The sequence below is a fragment of the Devosia aurantiaca genome (assembly GCF_011058215.1).
Lineage (GTDB): Bacteria > Pseudomonadota > Alphaproteobacteria > Rhizobiales > Devosiaceae > Devosia > Devosia aurantiaca.
Window position 1 is genome coordinate 48,978 of sequence record NZ_JAALFG010000005.1, and the last position, 17,190, is coordinate 66,167.

General features: G+C 61.1%; 15 protein-coding genes. 6 read left to right on the forward strand and 9 right to left on the reverse strand.

Annotated elements, in window-relative coordinates:
* The first annotated feature begins 531 nt into the window (after window positions 1-531).
* The gene (parE, locus tag G5575_RS17610; protein ID WP_164535462.1) at window positions 532-2,535 is read left to right on the forward strand and encodes a DNA topoisomerase IV subunit B; all 2,004 of its coding nucleotides are present in this window, start codon (window positions 532-534) and stop codon (window positions 2,533-2,535) included.
* Here the strand turns inward: parE and G5575_RS17615 are convergent.
* Complete coding sequence (locus tag G5575_RS17615) at window positions 2,532-3,359, reverse strand: DUF1206 domain-containing protein (protein ID WP_164535463.1); 828 nt, start codon at window positions 3,357-3,359, stop codon at window positions 2,532-2,534. The genes parE and G5575_RS17615 overlap by 4 nt on opposite strands.
* Before the next feature lie 328 nt (window positions 3,360-3,687).
* Between G5575_RS17615 and G5575_RS17620 the strand changes: the two genes are divergently transcribed.
* From G5575_RS17620 to G5575_RS17630, 3 genes are all read left to right on the forward strand, one after another.
* Window positions 3,688-5,220: a DEAD/DEAH box helicase gene (locus tag G5575_RS17620; RefSeq protein WP_164535464.1), complete on the forward strand. Its 1,533-nt coding sequence runs from the start codon at window positions 3,688-3,690 to the stop codon at window positions 5,218-5,220.
* A gap of 137 nt (window positions 5,221-5,357) precedes the next feature.
* Window positions 5,358-5,819, forward strand: a complete 462-nt coding sequence (locus G5575_RS17625; protein WP_164535465.1) for a hypothetical protein — start codon at window positions 5,358-5,360, stop codon at window positions 5,817-5,819.
* A 46-nt stretch (window positions 5,820-5,865) separates the two neighbouring features.
* Window positions 5,866-6,420, forward strand: coding sequence for a GGDEF domain-containing protein (locus G5575_RS17630; protein ID WP_164535466.1), 555 nt, complete (start codon window positions 5,866-5,868; stop codon window positions 6,418-6,420).
* 112 nt (window positions 6,421-6,532) lie between these two features.
* Here G5575_RS17630 and G5575_RS17635 read toward each other — a convergent pair whose 3' ends face one another.
* The 8 genes from G5575_RS17635 to G5575_RS17670 all read right to left on the reverse strand — a co-directional run bounded on the left by G5575_RS17635 (window position 6,533) and on the right by G5575_RS17670 (window position 14,862).
* Complete coding sequence (locus tag G5575_RS17635; protein WP_164535467.1) at window positions 6,533-7,798, reverse strand: 3-phosphoshikimate 1-carboxyvinyltransferase; 1,266 nt, start codon at window positions 7,796-7,798, stop codon at window positions 6,533-6,535.
* Window positions 7,799-7,876: 78 nt separating this feature from the next.
* On the reverse strand, window positions 7,877-8,257 hold the full coding sequence (locus G5575_RS17640) for a HesB/IscA family protein (RefSeq protein ID WP_164535468.1): 381 nt from the start codon (window positions 8,255-8,257) through the stop codon (window positions 7,877-7,879).
* Window positions 8,258-8,307: 50 nt separating this feature from the next.
* Window positions 8,308-8,640, reverse strand: a complete 333-nt coding sequence (locus tag G5575_RS17645) for an SUF system Fe-S cluster assembly protein (RefSeq protein WP_233280669.1) — start codon at window positions 8,638-8,640, stop codon at window positions 8,308-8,310.
* 49 nt (window positions 8,641-8,689) lie between these two features.
* Window positions 8,690-9,910, reverse strand: coding sequence for a cysteine desulfurase (locus G5575_RS17650; protein WP_164535470.1), 1,221 nt, complete (start codon window positions 9,908-9,910; stop codon window positions 8,690-8,692).
* Between the two features lie 141 nt (window positions 9,911-10,051).
* Entirely contained in the window at window positions 10,052-11,266 is a 1,215-nt protein-coding gene (sufD, locus tag G5575_RS17655; RefSeq protein ID WP_164535471.1) for a Fe-S cluster assembly protein SufD, read from the reverse strand.
* Window positions 11,266-12,027 carry a Fe-S cluster assembly ATPase SufC gene (gene sufC, locus G5575_RS17660; protein WP_164535472.1) on the reverse strand — a complete coding sequence of 254 codons (762 nt, stop codon included), beginning with the start codon at window positions 12,025-12,027 and terminating at the stop codon, window positions 11,266-11,268. The genes sufD and sufC overlap by 1 nt, the downstream gene beginning before the upstream one ends.
* Window positions 12,028-12,120: 93 nt before the next feature.
* The gene (sufB, locus tag G5575_RS17665) at window positions 12,121-13,650 is read right to left on the reverse strand and encodes a Fe-S cluster assembly protein SufB (protein WP_164535473.1); all 1,530 of its coding nucleotides are present in this window, start codon (window positions 13,648-13,650) and stop codon (window positions 12,121-12,123) included.
* A gap of 66 nt (window positions 13,651-13,716) precedes the next feature.
* On the reverse strand, window positions 13,717-14,862 hold the full coding sequence (locus G5575_RS17670; protein ID WP_164535474.1) for a cysteine desulfurase family protein: 1,146 nt from the start codon (window positions 14,860-14,862) through the stop codon (window positions 13,717-13,719).
* Between the two features lie 280 nt (window positions 14,863-15,142).
* Here G5575_RS17670 and G5575_RS17675 point away from each other — a divergent pair, with 280 nt between their 5' ends.
* Window positions 15,143-15,805: an alpha/beta hydrolase gene (locus G5575_RS17675; protein ID WP_164535475.1), complete on the forward strand. Its 663-nt coding sequence runs from the start codon at window positions 15,143-15,145 to the stop codon at window positions 15,803-15,805.
* A 134-nt stretch (window positions 15,806-15,939) separates the two neighbouring features.
* Window positions 15,940-17,178: a tyrosine--tRNA ligase gene (tyrS, locus tag G5575_RS17680; protein ID WP_164535476.1), complete on the forward strand. Its 1,239-nt coding sequence runs from the start codon at window positions 15,940-15,942 to the stop codon at window positions 17,176-17,178.
* Window positions 17,179-17,190: the final 12 nt, after the last annotated feature.

Here is a 17,190-nt window from a genome sequence, read left to right on the forward strand (position 1 = left end):
TGGACGGGTCCACGGGAACGATGCGTGTAAAGAATAGTCATGCAGCCCTCCCCGGTCCTCGTGTTGACGACGAGCCAATACCTAACTCACGCTGCCGAAGCAACGCAAGAGAGGTTTTAGGCGAAGAAGAAGAGAACGCTCGTGCCCAACAAGGCGCCGAGGCGAGAGACGCGAAACGTGGCCAGCCGGTACGCAAAACTAGATCCGACATCAGGCCCGAAACGCTTCGAGACAACCTTATCCGCTTGGTACGCAAAACTCGGAAGATCGGCTCGCATACGGCAACTCCAGACAAAAACCGTATGTCCACTGGTATAGCGGATGGCACTTAAGAAAGTGCTTTCGAGATACTTACAGGAGGTAAACCGGACGCCTTATCTTGGGACGCCGGGGCACATACATGTAGGATGGATAAGTGTTCATAACCCGTTCATCGGGACGGTCCAGGACCCGCCCGCCGATGCCCGCGGACACTGTTGAATTATGCTAAAAATAGCCTTGCCCGATTCGGGCACAAGCATTGGAATGTGCATGTCTGATCTTTTCGGAAGCGCCGCGCCGGCCAATTCGGCGCCCAAGCCCAAGAGCAAGCCGGAGGCCCCTGCCCCGGTGCCGTCGAGCTATGGCGCGGCAGATATCGAGATTTTGGAAGGACTTGAGCCGGTTCGGCGGCGTCCGGGCATGTATATCGGCGGCACCGATACCAATGCCTATCACCACCTCTTCGCCGAGGTGATCGACAACTCGATGGACGAAGCCATCGCCGGCCACGCCAACCGCATCGAGGTGCACTTAGGCGCCGACGGATACATAACGGTTACCGATAACGGCCGCGGCATCCCGGTCGAAAAGCACCCGAAATTCCCAAATAGATCAACGCTCGAGATCGTCCACACCGTGCTTCACGCCGGCGGAAAGTTCGACAGCAAGGCCTATGAAACCTCAGGTGGCCTGCACGGCGTCGGTGTCTCGGTTGTCAACGCGCTGAGCGATGACATGGTGGTCGAGGTGGCGCGTGATCAGCAGCTGCACCGGATCATTTTTTCCCGCGGCAAGGTGGTGCAGGACGTCGAAAATGTTGGCCGGGTAAACAACCGGCGCGGAACGACGACGCGTTTTCATCCCGACCCCGAAATTTTTGGTGCCACCGCCCACTTTTCGGCTGGCCGCATCTTCCGCATGACGCGCGCCAAGGCCTACCTCTTCGGCGGCGTAGAGCTGCGCTGGAGCTGTGACGAAAGCCTTGCCAGCGACGACGTACCAGCGAAGGCGGTGTTCCACTATCCCGATGGCCTCAAGGATTTCATGGCCGCGCGGATTGAGGGCGAGACGCGGATTACCGACGAGATTTTCTCCGGCAAGAGCGGCCGGCCAGGCAGCCATGGCTCGGTGGAATGGGCGATCGCCTGGACGCTGGGCGACGGCAGCGTGCAGAGCTATTGCAACACGGTGCCAACGCCGGATGGCGGCACGCACGAAGCCGGCCTGCGCATGGCGCTGCTACGTGGGCTCAAGAATTATGCCGAGCTGACCAAGAACAAGGCGGCTGCAAACCTGACAGCCGAGGACGTGCTGACGAGCTGCTCGGCAATGCTGTCGGTCTTCGTCCGCGAGCCAGAATTCGTGGGTCAGACCAAGGACAAACTGGCTTCGGGCGAGGCGACGCGCATCGTTGACACTGCCTTGCGTGATGCGTTCGATCATTGGCTGGGTTCCTCGCCAAATCAGGCGGGGAAGCTGCTGGACTGGGCCCTGGAGCGCGCCGATGAACGGATGCGGCGGCGTAAGGAAAAGGAAATCGACCGCGCAAGCGCGACGCGCAAGCTGCGCCTGCCGGGCAAGCTGGCCGATTGCACGCAGAATGCGGCGCAGGGAGCCGAGCTATTCATCGTCGAGGGCGACTCGGCTGGTGGCTCGGCCAAGCAGGCGCGCAATCGAGCCAACCAGGCGGTGCTGCCGCTCCGGGGCAAGATCCTCAACGTAGCTGGCGCCAGTCGGGAAAAGATGGCGGGCAGCCAACTGATCGCCGACCTGATCCAGGCGCTCGGTTGCGGCACGCGCGACCGCTACAACGAAGATGATCTGCGCTACGACAAGATCATCATCATGACCGATGCCGACGTGGACGGCGCCCACATCGCATCACTGCTGATCACCTTCTTTTTTCAGGAAATGCCACGGCTGATCGAGGGTGGGCATCTCTACCTCGCCCTGCCCCCGCTCTATCGCATCAGCCAAGGGCCGAAGACCCTCTATGCCCGTGACGAGGCGCATAAGACCGAGCTGATGGCAAGCGAGTTCAACGGCCGGTCCAAGATCGACATCACGCGCTTCAAGGGCCTCGGCGAAATGCCTTTCGCGCATCTGCGCGAAACGACGATGTCGCCGAAGTCGCGCACGCTTTTGCAGGTCAAGATCCTGGACGACCGCGATGCGACGCGGACGACGGTCGACCGGCTCATGGGCAGCAAGCCCGAAGCGCGGTTCGACTTCATCCAGGAAAACGCCGCCTTCGTCACCGATCTTGATATTTAGGCAACGCCTGGAATTTTCGACGCAGTCTGCTTTATGTCGGACGCGTCGGGAGCATCGACCTGGCGATAGCGCGCTTGAACGCCACTATAAATGCCGAAGGCGATAAGGCCGACGGCAGCAAGGGTATAGAGCACACCGCCATAGGGCAGCGACTGAATCCAGTCGAGGGCGTCGGAGAGACCGCCGGCCTGTTCTGGGTTCACGGTAAAGGCGGCGTAGATCATGAAGCCGCCGGTGACCGCCAGGAGTAGACCACGCGCGGCAAGTCCGAAGACGCAGATTGGATGCAGAACGTTTTCGTGCGCGGATGGAAGCTTGATGCGCTTCTGATATTCCTTCGAGAAGCCGCGCCATGCCTGGACCAGGCCGCCGATGATGAGGCCCACGCCCACGAGGCCGAGAAGCACGTTGCCGAAAGGCAGCTGCAAAGCGGAGGCGGCGGCTTCGCTTTCTCCGCTGGAGCCGGAACCCGAACCGCCGCCGCCCATGCCCAGTGCCATGGTAGCTGCCGTGAAGGCTAAGGCGATGTTGACGACGGCGCTGCCGATGCTGGCGAGACGGCCGACGATGCCCTTGGCGTCGTTCTTGACGTGATCGGCATTGAGCACACCCTGTGCCAGACGCCAAAGAACGTGGCCGATGAGGCCAATGGCGACGGCGCCAAGCAGGATACGCCCGAAAGGCTGCGAAAGCACCGTGGACAAGGCATTTTCGGTGGTAGCGGAAGAGCCGGCGCCCCAAATCGCAAGCGCTCCGAGCAACATGTAAACGATGCCGCGCGCTGCATAACCCCAGCGTGCCAGAAGTTCAAACTTGTTGCCCATGACGTCCTCCGGATTGCGTGAACGGCAACGCGTCTTTGTTGCTGGCTGTTCCCGAAAGCTCCTCGCATTTACCGCTTTTGCGTGTCGAACGGGCAAAACCGTTGACTCGCAAGGGGTTTGCGCTATGGTCCGCGCCGCTGGAGCACTCCGGCTGGCGGATTTCCGCCGGCTCCCAGATGCCTCAGGGCCACGTCCGCAATGCTCCTTGCCGCCCAGTGGCCACTGGTTGCCTACGCTCTTTAGCGGCGCAACGGACCACCCCGACGCACCGTTCGAATTGGTCGAACTGGATCCGGCTTCGGGCACTCATCTGAACGGATAACGCGACTTGACCGACGACTTTTCCGGACTTGGCCTTTCCAGCAAGGTAGCCGATGCGGTTGCCACAGCCGGCTATACGAAGCCGACCGAAATTCAGGCACAGGCCATTCCTCACCTTCTGCAAAAGAAGGACCTGATCGGTATTGCCCAGACCGGCACCGGCAAGACCGCCTCATTCGTCTTGCCGATGCTGACGCTGCTCGAAAATGGGCGCGCCCGCGCCCGCATGCCGCGCACGTTGATCCTCGAGCCGACGCGCGAGCTGGCGGCCCAGGTCGCCGAGAACTTTGAGAAATACGGCAAGAACCATCGGCTGACGATGGCGCTGATCATTGGCGGCGTGTCCTTTGAAGACCAGAACAAGAAACTCGATCGTGGCGTCGACGTCCTTATCGCGACACCCGGCCGGCTGCTCGATCAGTTCGATCGCGGTAAGATTTTGCTGACCGGGGTCGAGATCCTCGTCATCGACGAAGCCGATCGCATGCTCGACATGGGCTTTATCGACGACATCGAAAAGATCGCCTCGCGCCTGCCGCCCCGCCGGCAGACCATGCTGTTCTCGGCCACGATGGATCCGCAGATCGAGCGGCTGACAAAGAAGTTCCTGAAAGACCCCGTGCATGTGCAGGTGTCGCGCACGGCTTCGACGGCCGACACGATCGACCAGAAGCTGGTTAAGGTCGGGTCCAAGCCCGAGGACAAGCGCGCGACGCTGCGCGACCTCATCCGCGCCTCTGAAGGGCTGACCAACGCCATCATTTTTTGCAATCGCAAGCGTGATGTGGCGACCCTCGCCCGTTCGCTGGAACGGCACGGTTTTTCGGCCGGAGCGCTGCACGGCGATATGGACCAGAAAAGCCGTATGGAGACGCTGGATGCCTTTAAGGGCAACCGGCTGACGCTTCTGGTCGCCAGCGATGTGGCCGCACGCGGGCTCGATATCCCGGCGGTGAGCCATGTCTTCAACTTCGATGTGCCGGTGCATGCCGAAGACTATGTGCACCGCATTGGCCGAACCGGTCGCGCGGGTCGGTCGGGCGTCGCCTATACGCTAGTCGCGCCTGCCGATGGCAAGCATCTCGATGCCATACTCAAGCTTATCCAGAAGCCTATCGACTACCTCGACGTAAACTCGAAAGCGGCGCCGACTGAAGAGACGTCAGGTGAAGAGGCCGAAGCCAAGCCGAGCCGGGGACGCCGTGGGCGTGCCGGTAAACCTGACAGGCAACGCACCCGGCCGGAGGAAGCCGTCGAAGCTAAAGCGACTGACGACGTTGCAACCGAGGACGAGGGCAAGGCCGAGCGTCCTGCACGCGCCAAGTCGCAGAGCAACCGTCGACGGCCAGAAAAGTCGAACGAGCAAGCAACCACGTCGGATGATGTTGATGCGCTTACCTCGGAAAGCCCTGCCCGCGTAGAGAATCGCCGACGTCGGCCAAGTGAACGGCCGGTCGAGGAAGAGACTTCCGACACGCCGTTTGGCGATGCAGGGCCAATTCCGGCCTTTTTGTTGCGGCCAACACGTATATCGCAATAATCGGAACGGAATATTAGCGGACATCTGTCGAAACTGGGCTTGCTGAGGTTGGCGCCTGATTTTGATGGCGCTATCAAGGGCAGACGACTCGGGTCCGGCTTATGCCGGGCCGGGCGCAACGAAGCGCGGGGTGGGCGGTGTCGGATCAGGAATTTACGCGAGCGCTAGGCTATGCCAATGCGGCGTTCGATCTTCTGAAGCGCAGCGGCATTCCGCCCTACCCGCAGTTTTATGAGTTGCTCTACACCTATGCGACGGGCGTCAACCCGTCGCTCAACACCCGGCTTAATTCGATTTTTCGTGGTGGCGAGAAGCCGTCATCGGAGCTGGCGGAAACGCTCTTCAACGAGTTTCTGAAGTCCGACATGACCGAGCGCATGTCGAGCGTTTCCGAACGCATGCATGCCCGCATCGAGGCGGTGCATGATGCGATCGACACGGCGATGTCGACGGCGAGTTCTTATTCCGGATCGTTGCAATCGGCGACTGGGGACCTCGAGGGCGACCTTTCCGACGCAGACATGAAGGCGCTGGCGGCGCGGCTTCTCAGCGAAACCCGCCGGATGCAGGAAACCAACCTCGAGCTCGAAAAAGCTTGAGGCGTCGCGCGACGATATTTCCTCGCTTCAACGCGACCTCGACGACGTGCGCCGCGAGTCGATGCTCGACCCGCTGACCAAGATCGCAAACCGCAAAAGTTTCGATGAGGGTCTTGCAGACGCCCTAACCGAAGCGCGGGAAACCAACACGCCGGTCAGCCTGATCCTGGCCGATATTGATCACTTCAAGACATTCAACGATACCTATGGTCACCAGACCGGCGACCAGGTGCTTCGCCTTGTGGCGATGACGCTCAAGTCCAATATCAAGGGCAAGGACCTGGCAGCGCGTTATGGCGGCGAAGAGTTTGTCGCGGTGCTGCCTTTTACCGACCTTCATGGCGCGGTGATCGTCGCTGAAAACGTCCGTAAGGCGATCCAAGCCAAGGAATTGCTGAAGCGCTCGACCAACGAGAAGCTCGGTCGCATCACAGCGTCCTTTGGCGTGGCCAGCTTCAACCCGAACGACAATGCCGTGTCGCTGATCGAACGGGCGGATCGCTGCCTTTATGCGGCGAAACACGCCGGTCGCAATCGCGTGGTCAGCGAAAGCGAGTTGGTGGACATTGTTGAGGCTCCGAAGGATGCTTCCGCGGCTTGAGGGCGCCTTTAGACCTCATGGTGAGCCTGTCGAACCACGAGGTCGGGTAGCCAGATTGTGCCACAACCTCGTCCTTGGACGGGCTCAGGATGAGCTCTACTGTCGAGCTAGTTCAGTTGGACGGCGTCAGTTTTACGCCGAGACCTTCGAGCATGTCCCAGTATTGCGGGTAAGTCTTGCCGGTGCAGGCGGGATCAAGGATCGTGATCCCTGCGATCTTTAGACCGGCGAGAGCAAAACTCATGGCAATGCGGTGATCGTGGTAGGTTTCGATGCGCGCCGGCAAGTTCTGGCCGGCGAGAGCTGGGTCGGAGGCAACCAGAAGATCATCACCTTCTTCCGTCGCGAGACCTGGCCGAATTCGGTTGAGCTCATTGGCGACGGCGCGGATGCGGTCAGTCTCCTTGACGCGGAGATTGGCGATGCCGACGAAGCGGACCGGCATATTGTTGAACGCGGCGACTACCGCAAGGGTCGGTACGGCGTCCTGCATTTGCGAGCCATCGATGACGGCAGGCATGTTGGGGTATGAGGCAATGACGGCCTGCGCTGCCGCGTCGGGCTGCGTGAAGGCATCGGCCGCGACACCGAGGTCAATCGTGCCGCCGGTAAGCGCTTCAATACCCCAGAGGTAGGTCGCAGCGGAGGCGTCGGGTTCGACGTGAAAATCGGTGGCGTGGTAGCCGGTGGACTGCACCAACCATGCGCCGTCACCAGCTTCGGTGACATCGGCGCCAAAGGCGCGCATGGCGGCCAAGGTCAGGTCGACATAACCGCGGGCGCCGATGTCCTTGCCGGCGAGCGCAACTTCGATGGGCCCGTCACCAAATGGCGCGGCCATCAGCAAGGCCGAGACATATTGGCTGGAGAGCGAAGCGTCGATTTCCACCCGGCCCTTTCCGAAGCGGCCAGTGCCGTAAATGGTGACTGGCGGGCAGCCGCTGGGCGCTTCGGCAGATATGCCAAGGGCGTTGAGCGCGTCTACCAGCGGCCCGATCGGGCGCAGGCGCATTTCGTCATCGCCGTCGACGATGACCGTTCCGTCCAGAGTAGCGACCGCGGCGGTGAGAAAGCGTGTGGCGGTGCCGGCGTTCCCTAGGAAGAGTGGTGCCGCTGGCGTGCGAAGCTTGCCATCGCTCGTAACAAGGAAAGTCGTCGCGTCCGGCTCTTCGACCGTGACGCCCATCTCGCGAAGCGCACGGGCCATCAAGGTCGTGTCCTTGCTCTTGAGCGCGCCGGTAAGGCGGCTCGTGCCGTTTGCCAGCGCTGCGAGCAGGAGGACACGATTGGTGATCGACTTCGATCCGGGCGGTGAAACGCGGCCGGAAAGCGGGCGATTGGGCGGGGTGATCGTAAGGGCGGGCGGGAGCGGCTGCATGCTTGGGATATGCACGAGCGTTGCTTTCTTGGCAACGCTCGAAGGACCTTCTCCCGCGAAGGGAGAAGGAAGAGGAGGCTATGCCCCTGCCCTGGCCTCAGCCAATGCCTTGAGGTCAGCCGGGGCAAGCGTCACGCTTTCGCCGCAGCCGCAAGCGCCGGTCTGGTTGGGATTCTTGAAGGTGAAGCTCGAGCCCATCTTGGACTCTTCGAAATCCATGACCGTGCCGAGGAGATACATCGTCGCCTTGGGATCGACCCAAACGTTGACGCCGTGATCTTCCACATGGTCGTCGCCGGCGATTGGCGCTTCGACATAGTCCATGGTGTAGCTCACACCAGCGCAGCCAGCATTCTTGATGCCTACGCGGAGGCCGACGACAGGCTTATTGCTATCTTCGATGATCTCGGTGATGCGCTCGGCAGCGGCATCGCTCAGGGACATGATCTTGAAGGGCATCCGGAGACCTTTATCGGCGTTTCACGATATATAGTGCGAAACGCGCCGCATTACCACCAGTTCAACGCGACTTGCGCTTCTTCGCTCATGCGGGACGCATCCCAGGGCGGATCGAAGACCATGTTGACCTGAACGTCCTGGATGCCCTCGACGGACCGCGCGGCGTTTTCCACCCAGCCCGGCATTTCGCCAGCAACCGGGCAGCCTGGCGCGGTCAGCGTCATGTCGATGGTGAGGTTGCGGTTGTCGTCAAGGTCGACGCGATAGACTAGGCCGAGCTCATAGATGTCGACCGGGATTTCCGGGTCGTAGACGGTTTTCAGCGCGCCGATCAGATCAGTGGTGATGCGCTCGACTTCGCCTTCCGGCAGAGTGGTCGGCATGGTCGGCTGAATGCGGGTATCAATAACGTCTTCGGTCATGTGCCAACCTTTAAGCGAAAAATTTCTGGGCGCGCTCAATGCCGTCAACCAGCGCATCTACGTCGTCCTTGCCATTATATAGGGCGAAGGAGGCGCGGCAGGTAGAGGTGACGCCGAAGCGTTTCAACAGCGGCTGCGCGCAATGCGTGCCGGCGCGAACGGCGATGCCGTAGCGGTCAAGAATTGTGGCTACGTCGTGGGCGTGGGCCGACGCCAGCTCGAAGGCAAAAATACCGCCCTTGCCTGGCGCGGTGCCGATGAGGCGGAGCGAGTTGATGCGGCTGAGGCGCTCCTGCGCATATTCGGCGACTTCGTGTTCGTGGGCAGCGATGGCGTCACGGCCGAGAGCGTCCATGTAGTCGAGCGCGGCGCCGAGGCCCATGCCCTGGACGATGGGCGGGGTGCCGGCTTCGAAGCGGTGAGGTGGCTCGTTGTAGGTGATGTCGTCGAGGGTGACGGTTTCGATCATCTCGCCACCGCCCTGATAGGGCTGCATTTCGGCGAGGAGATCGTATTTGCCGTAGAGGACGCCGATGCCGGTGGGGCCATAAAGCTTGTGGCCGGTCATGATGTAGAAGTCGGCGTCAAGATCCTGCACGTCCACCTTGGTGTGCACGGCGCCCTGCGAGCCATCCACCATCACGGGAATGCCGCGCGCGTGGGCAATCTCGACGACCTGCTTGATCGGCGTGATGGTGCCGAGCACATTGGACATGTGGGTGATGGCGACCATGCGGGTGCGGTCGGTGAGGGCTGCTTCGAAAGCGTCGATGTCGAAGCTACCGTCGTCGCGGACGTCGACCCAGCGCAGCACCGCGCCCTTGCGCTCGCGGTGGAAGTGCCAGGGGACGATGTTGGAATGGTGCTCCATCGTCGTCAGCACGATCTCGTCGCCTTCGCCAATGCGCGGTCCGGCAAAGGAAGACGCGACGAGGTTGATCGCTTCGGTCGCCGACTTGGTGAAGATGACTTCTTCGATGCGACCGGCATTGAGGAAACGCCGCACGCTTTCGCGGCCGGCCTCGTAGCCTTCGGTGGCGCGGTTGGCGAGGGTGTGGAGGCCGCGGTGAACGTTGGCATATTCGTGGCGAAAACCGCGATCCATGCGATCAAGAACCTGCACCGGCTTTTGTGCCGAAGCGCCGGAGTCGAGGTAGACGAGGCGCTTGCCGTGGATCTGCTCGGACAGGATCGGGAAATCGGCGCGGACTTTTTCGAGGTCGAAGGTCATTATGTCTCCACCGCAGTGGTGTGTTCCCCTCCCGCTAGAGGGGAGGGGTTGGGGGTTGGGGTCCATCAGTGACCCACCATACGACCCCCACCCTCGGTCCCTCCCCTCAAGGGGGAGGGCTGCAACAACCGAGAGTTCGCGTTACTTCCCGGCCAGCAGCCAGGTATCGATGATGCCGTTAAGCGCTTCCGCCAGAGCTTCATTTTCGATGGGGTCGACGAGTTCAGCTATGAAGCCGCGGACGAGCATCGTTTCGGCTTCAGCCTTGGGGATGCCGCGGCTGAGGAGATAGAACAGGCTGTCTTCGTCGAGCTTGCCGCAGGTCGACCCGTGGCCGCAGACAACATCGTCGGCGTAGATTTCGAGCTCGGGTTTGCTCAGGATTTCGGCGTCGTCGGACAGCATCAGGCCCTGATGCATGAATTTGGCGTCGGTCTTCTGCGCGTCGCGAGCGACGACAAGCTTGCCCTGCACCACGGCCTTGGACCGACCGCGCGTGATGGACTTGAACAGCGGCTGCGAAGAAGTGTTCGGCACCGCGTGATTGGTTTCCATGGTGATGTCGGCGTGCTGGCCCTCGGAGACGAGGTTGAGCCCGGTGACATCGGCATGGGCACCCTGCCCGGCCATGCGCGGGTACAGGTGCGTGCGGGCCAGATCAGAGCCGGCGTGGATGATTAGCGTGCGCAGCTTGGCGCCGTCGGCGAGATGATATTCGTTGGTCGCAAAGTGCGAAGTGTCGCGACCGCTGAGATCAACGGTGACGTGGGTCACCACTGCATCCTTGCCGAGTGCAAGATAGGTCGCGTGATTCCCAACATGGGCCGCGTCGGAGCCGGTGAAGGTTTCGACGATCGTGGCCGTGGCGCCGTCGGCAACGAAAATTTTGAGCGCATCCGCAACGTGGGCGGCCACACCTTCGATGCGACGCGCAATCTGGATGATCTGATCGACGCCGGGGGCGATGTCGAGCGACATGGCTTCCCGCACGAGACCGTTGTTGATGTGGATCAGCGTGTCATCACGCGTGGTCAATACGCCGCCACGGACCGTCCCAACGGTGACTCCGGCAGGAGCGGTCCCCTGCTGGGAAGCGACGCCGTTTACGATCGTCAAGTTGTACGAGCCTGGCAGATCAAGTGCTGGCACATCAACCTGGTTTGCCGGCTGGGCCATCGGCGGAACCGCGCGCAGCAGGGTTTTCAGATCGGTGTAATGGTAGCTTTCGACGCGGCGCGTCGGCAGGCCGGCTACAGTAATGCGCTCAGCAGCCTGATCCGCACCAGCGAATTTGAGCTGATTGATCAGCGCCTCTTCGGCAGCGCCGAGGCGAACAGGGAAGTTGGGGCGGACCATCAGGCAGCCTCACCGCCGTAGTTGGCGTAGCCTTCGGCTTCCAGCTTGAGCGCCAGCGACTTGTCACCACTCTCGACGATGCGACCGTCCGAGAAGACGTGGACCACGTCTGGCACGATGTGGTTGAGGAGGCGCTGGTAGTGGGTGATGACCAGCATGGAGCGCTGACCGTCACGGAGCGAGTTGACGCCCTTGGACACGACCTGCAGCGCATCGATGTCGAGACCGGAGTCGGTCTCGTCGAGCACCGCCAGCGAGGGCTTGAGCAGCGCCATCTGCATGATCTCGGCGCGCTTTTTTTCGCCGCCGGAGAAACCGACATTGAGCGGGCGCCTGAGCATATCGCTATCGACATTGAGCTGAGCACCGGCTTCCTTGACGAGGCGCATGAACTCCGGGGTCTTCAGTTCATCTTCACCGCGCGCTTTGCGTTGCGCATTGAGCGCCGCCTTGAGGAAGGTCATGGTCGCAACGCCCGGGATTTCGATCGGGTACTGGAAGGCGAGAAAGAGGCCAGCAGCCGCGCGCTCGTCGGCACCCATTTCGAAGATATTCTTGCCGTTAAGCAGCACCTCGCCTTCGGTGATTTCGTAGTCTTCCTTGCCCGCCAGCACATAGCTCAGCGTCGACTTGCCTGAGCCATTGCGGCCCATGATGGCGTGAACTTCACCCGGCGGAATGATGAGGTTCACGCCTTTGAGGATTTCACGATCCTCGATGCGGGCATGTAGGTTGCGGATTTCAAGAACGGGGGTCGTCATTTTGTGCTCCGGTCGGCTGCCATCTCGGCGCCGGTAGTTGAGTGCCCGACCTCGTGGTTCGACAGGCTCACCATGAGGTCTCAATCGATCGAGTTAGCCGACGCTGCCTTCGAGGCTGATCGAGATCAGTTTTTGCGTTTCGACCATGAATTCCATGGGCAGGTGCTGAAGCACGTCGCGGACGAAGCCGTTGACGATCAGCGCCACCGCTTCTTCTTCCGAAAGGCCGCGAGCCTGGCAGTAGAACATCTGGTCGTCGGAGATCTTGGACGTCGTCGCTTCGTGCTCGAACACCGCAGTGCCGTTGCGGCTCTCGATATAAGGCACGGTGTGCGCGCCGCACTTGTCACCGATCAGCAGCGAGTCGCACTGGGTGAAATTGCGAGCATTCTTGGCCTTGGCGTGGGCCGAGACCTGGCCGCGATAGGTGTTGTCCGAGAAGCCGGCGGCGATGCCCTTGGAGATGATGCGGCTGGACGTGTTCTTGCCCAGGTGGATCATCTTGGTGCCGCTATCGACCTGCTGGTAGCCATTGGAGATAGCGATCGAGTAGAACTCGCCACGCGAGCCGTCACCGCGGAGGATGCAGCTGGGATATTTCCAGGTAATGGCCGAGCCGGTTTCGACCTGAGTCCAGGAAATGTGCGAGTTGACGCCGCGGCAATCGCCACGCTTGGTGACGAAGTTGTAGATGCCACCCTTTCCGTTCTTGTCGCCGGGGTACCAATTCTGGACCGTCGAGTACTTGATCTCGGCATTGTCGAGAGCGACGAGTTCGACCACTGCGGCGTGGAGCTGGTGCTCGTCTCGCATCGGGGCGGTGCAGCCTTCGAGGTAGGAGACGTAGCTGTCGTCATCGGCGATGATCAGCGTGCGCTCGAACTGGCCGGTCTTCTTTTCGTTAATGCGGAAATAGGTCGACAGCTCCATCGGGCAGCGAACGCCCTTGGGGATGTAGACGAAGGAGCCATCGGTGAAGACGGCGGAATTCAGTGTTGCATAATAGTTGTCGGTGACCGGGACGACGGTGCCGAGATATTGCTGGACAAGTTCGGGATGCTCGCGAACGGCTTCCGAGATAGAGCAGAAGATAATGCCCTGCTTGGCGAGCTCTTCGCGGAAGGTGGTGACGACGGAAACCGAGTCGAACACGGCGTCGACGGCGACATTGGCCCCAAAGGGCGTGCCGACGCTCTCGGCCGCGCCTTCGACGCCGGCGAGGATCGCCTGTTCCTTCAGTGGAATGCCGAGCTTGGCGTAGGTGGCCAGAAGCTCCGGATCGACTTCGTCGAGGCTCTTCGGACCCTTGAAGCTCTTGGGGGCGGAATAGTAGCTGATCGCCTGGAAGTCGATCTTGGGGTAATGGACCTTGGCCCAGTTGGGCTCTTCCATGGTCTGCCAGCGGCGGAATGCCTCGAGCCGCCAGTCGAGCATCCATTGCGGCTCGTCTTTCTTGGCGGAGATCATGCGCACGGTGTCTTCGGTCAGGCCGACCGGCGCGACGTCGGATTCAATATCGGATTCAAAGCCGTACTTGTATTTGTCGACGTCAAGCGCGAGCACTTGCTCGACGGTTTCCCGATCGATCTCTTCCTTGAGCGTGGGAATTCCGTAGTCCGTCATCAGGCTCTCCTTATGTCCATCGACGGTTCAAGGCCGTCGCGAACGCATAGTCTTGGTCTATGGCGACTAGGCCGCCTGCCCCGCGCGCCGCTGGCGCGAGACGATCGATTGGTAACCAGCAAGGAACGCGTCGGCGTCTTCCACCGTCGAATTCCAGCCGAAGCTGACGCGGAGCGCGCATTCCGCAAGGGCCTTGTCGACGCCCATGGCGGCGAGCACGTGGCTGGCGCCAACTTTGCCCGAGGAACAGGCCGATCCGGACGAGACCGAGATACCGGCCAGATCAAGCGACATCATCGCGGTGGCGTTGCGAATGCCGGGCACCGCAAAGTCGACGACGTTGCCGATACGCTCGGCGGCTTCACCGAAGATCGTTACGTCCGGGGCCATAGCACGCAGGCCAAGCTCGACGTGGCGCGTCAACCCCCTCATCGCTTCCGCATCGTAGTTCGTGGCCTCGGCCGCAGCGCCAAAGGCCGCGATCAGGGCCGCAGATTCCGTCCCACCGCGACGACCCTGTTCCTGGCCACCACCGGGGATCAGACGCACCAGATCGGCATGGCTCTTGACCAGCAGCGCACCGATGCCGGCTGGGGCGCCAATCTTGTGACCGCTGATGGCCATCATATCGGGTGCGGAGGCGGCGAAATCGAGGGGTAGCTTGCCGAAAGCCTGGACGGCATCGATGAACAGTGTGTGACGGGTCGGGCCGACCATTGCGTTGATGCGGGTGATAGGCTGGACGACGCCGGTTTCGTTGTTGACCCAATGAAGAGCGACGAGCAACGACAGGTTCTCGGCATCAGCGCGGGTGATCGCTGCGGCGAATTGATCGAGGTCGATGCGACCATCTGCATCAAGACCGATGGTCCAGACCGGAAGACCAGTGGCTTCGGCGGCCTTGGAGACGGCGGCATGCTCGCCAGCGCTGATGACGATGGCGTTTGAGGCAAAGGTCTTGCTGCCGCTGACGATGGCCTGGGTGATGGCTTCGGTGGCGGAACCGGTGAAGACAACCTGCTTGGGTTCGGCGCCGGCGAGGCGTGCGACCTGGCGGCGGCCGGTTTCGATCGTGTCGCGCAGCGCGCGGCCGTGGGCGTGGACGGAGGACGGGTTTCCGACCAGATCGAGCGCGGCAAGCAGCGCTGCCCGCGCTTCGGGTCGAAGCGGGGACGCGGCATTATGATCAAGATAGATCGCCGGTCTCGTCATTGCGCCTTCCGGGCGATGCACGCCCAACATAGCTATAATGCTTGATCCGGGACGCTCGGGCGCCCTATCGACCAAACACTTCTTGAATTTTCGCGCCCAACTTCATTACAAGGGGCGCACCTGATGGCCGGATACGGCCAGAAACCACTTTTTGAACAATTCTAAAGTGACTTTCGGAGCCATGTTTTAGGGTTCGACCCGCGGTTAGTCAAGCCGCGCACGGGCGTTCCCCAGCTATCGAAAGGCCGCTGCCACAGAGCCGGAAAGGCCGGAACATTCCATGCCAGAAGTGATCTTCAACGGTCCCGAGGGACGCCTCGAAGGCCGGTACCAGCCAGGCAAGGAGCCTAACGCTCCGATCGCCATCGTGCTGCACCCGCACCCGCAGTTCGGCGGGACGATGAACAACCAGATCGTCTATAATCTCTTTTACATGTTCGCCGAACGCGGCTTTTCGGTGTTGCGCTTCAACTCGCGTGGCGTCGGCCGCTCGCAGGGCATGTTCGACCATGGCATCGGCGAACTTTCGGACGCTGCGGCGGCGCTCGACTGGCTGCAGATCATCAATCGCGAGTCGCGCGGCTGCTGGATCGCCGGTTTCTCCTTCGGTGCCTGGATCGGAATGCAATTGCTGATGCGCCGGCCTGAAGTCGAAGGCTTCATTTCGGTGTCGCCGCCGGAAAACCTCTACGACTTTTCGTTCCTTGCCCCCTGCCCTTCGTCGGGCCTGATCATTCATGGCGACAAGGACCGCGTGGCGCCGCCGAGTTCGGTGCAAAAGCTCGTCGACAAGCTCAAGACGCAGAAGGGCATCACCATCGAACAGCAGATCGTTGAGGGTGCAAACCACTTCTACGAAGGCAAGATCGATGAACTGACCGCGGCGTGCGCCGAGTATCTCGACCGTCGCCGTCAGGAGATCGCGGACGGTGGCGGGCGCTGAGCTAACAGCGCGCATTTGGCGATTTGTTGGAAGGGACCTCATCCTGAGCCTGTCGAAGGTCGGGGTCCCGCGTGCACCGACCTCGTGGTTCGACAGGCTCACCATGAGGTCTCACTTTTCTCAGTGATGACCAAATGACCAAGTTTAAATCCGACTTCCTCCGCACCCTCTCCGAGCGCGGCTTTATTCATCAGGTTTCCGACGAGACCGGGCTTGACGAGCTTTTCGCCACCGAGACCGTGACCGCCTATATCGGCTTTGATCCGACGGCGTCGTCGTTGCATGTGGGCAGCTTGATCCAGATCATGATGCTGCATTGGCTGGAAAAGACCGGCCACCGCGCTGTTGCCCTCATGGGCGGCGGTACCGGCATGGTGGGCGATCCATCGTTCAAGGACGAAGCCCGCAAGCTGATGACGGTGGACACCATCCAGTCCAACATCGACGGCATCAAGCAGGTGTTTTCGAACTATCTCAATTTCGGCGATGGCAAGTCGCTGATGCTCAACAATGCCGAATGGCTTTTGCCGCTGAACTATCTCGAGTTCCTGCGCGATGTGGGCCAGCATTTTTCGGTCAATCGCATGCTGAGCTTTGATTCGGTGAAGCAGCGGCTCGATCGCGAGCAGTCGCTGAGCTTTCTCGAATTCAACTACATGATCCTCCAGGCCTACGACTTCGTCGAGCTCAACAAGCGCTATGGCGTGCGGTTGCAGATGGGCGGTTCGGATCAGTGGGGCAATATCGTCAACGGCATCGACCTCGGCCATCGCATGGGCACGCCGCAGCTTTACGCGTTGACGACGCCGTTGCTGACGACAGCATCCGGCCAGAAGATGGGCAAGTCGATGAACGGCGCCATCTGGCTCAATCCGGACCTCCTTTCGGCCTACGATTTCTGGCAGTACTGGCGGAACACCGAGGACGCGGACGTCGAGCGGTTCCTCAAGCTTTATACGACGCTGCCTCTGGACGAGGTCGCCCGGATCGTTGCTGGCGACATCAACGAAGCCAAGAAGCGGCTCGCGACCGAAGTCACCGCGATGATCCGCGGCCGTGCTGCGGCGGAAGAAGCCGCGGAAACGGCGCGTGCGACATTCGAGACCGGCAAGCTTGATCTGTCGCTGCCGACCGCCGAAGTCACGCATGCGGAGCTTGCGACCGGAATTGGCGTGCTGGCGGCCTTGGTCAAGGCTGGTTTAGCTGCGTCGAACGGCGAAGCGCGTCGGCATGTGCAATCCGGCGCGGTACGGGTCAACGATGCGGTAATCGAGGACGAAAAGCTTAGTCTTGCGGACAATGCCTTGTTGCCGGAAGGCGTGATCAAGCTTTCGGTCGGCAAGAAGCGGCATGCGCTGATCAAGCCGGTATAAATCTCCCCAGCC

Bases quoted from the DNA above. Each gene is read 5' to 3' on its own strand.
- G5575_RS17645 (WP_233280669.1), bottom strand. From the start codon at position 8,640: ATGCCGACCACTCTGCCGGAAGGCGAAGTCGAGCGCATCACCACTGAT.
- G5575_RS17675 (WP_164535475.1), top strand. From the start codon at position 15,143: ATGCCAGAAGTGATCTTCAACGGTCCCGAGGGACGCCTCGAAGGCCGG.
- G5575_RS17635 (WP_164535467.1), bottom strand. From the start codon at position 7,798: ATGCAGCCGCTCCCGCCCGCCCTTACGATCACCCCGCCCAATCGCCCG.
- G5575_RS17640 (WP_164535468.1), bottom strand. From the start codon at position 8,257: ATGCCCTTCAAGATCATGTCCCTGAGCGATGCCGCTGCCGAGCGCATC.
- sufC (WP_164535472.1), bottom strand. From the start codon at position 12,027: ATGACGACCCCCGTTCTTGAAATCCGCAACCTACATGCCCGCATCGAG.
- sufB (WP_164535473.1), bottom strand. From the start codon at position 13,650: ATGACGGACTACGGAATTCCCACGCTCAAGGAAGAGATCGATCGGGAA.
- G5575_RS17670 (WP_164535474.1), bottom strand. From the start codon at position 14,862: ATGACGAGACCGGCGATCTATCTTGATCATAATGCCGCGTCCCCGCTT.
- G5575_RS17615 (WP_164535463.1), bottom strand. From the start codon at position 3,359: ATGGGCAACAAGTTTGAACTTCTGGCACGCTGGGGTTATGCAGCGCGC.
- sufD (WP_164535471.1), bottom strand. From the start codon at position 11,266: ATGGTCCGCCCCAACTTCCCTGTTCGCCTCGGCGCTGCCGAAGAGGCG.
- tyrS (WP_164535476.1), top strand. From the start codon at position 15,940: ATGACCAAGTTTAAATCCGACTTCCTCCGCACCCTCTCCGAGCGCGGC.
- parE (WP_164535462.1), top strand. From the start codon at position 532: ATGTCTGATCTTTTCGGAAGCGCCGCGCCGGCCAATTCGGCGCCCAAG.
- G5575_RS17650 (WP_164535470.1), bottom strand. From the start codon at position 9,910: ATGACCTTCGACCTCGAAAAAGTCCGCGCCGATTTCCCGATCCTGTCC.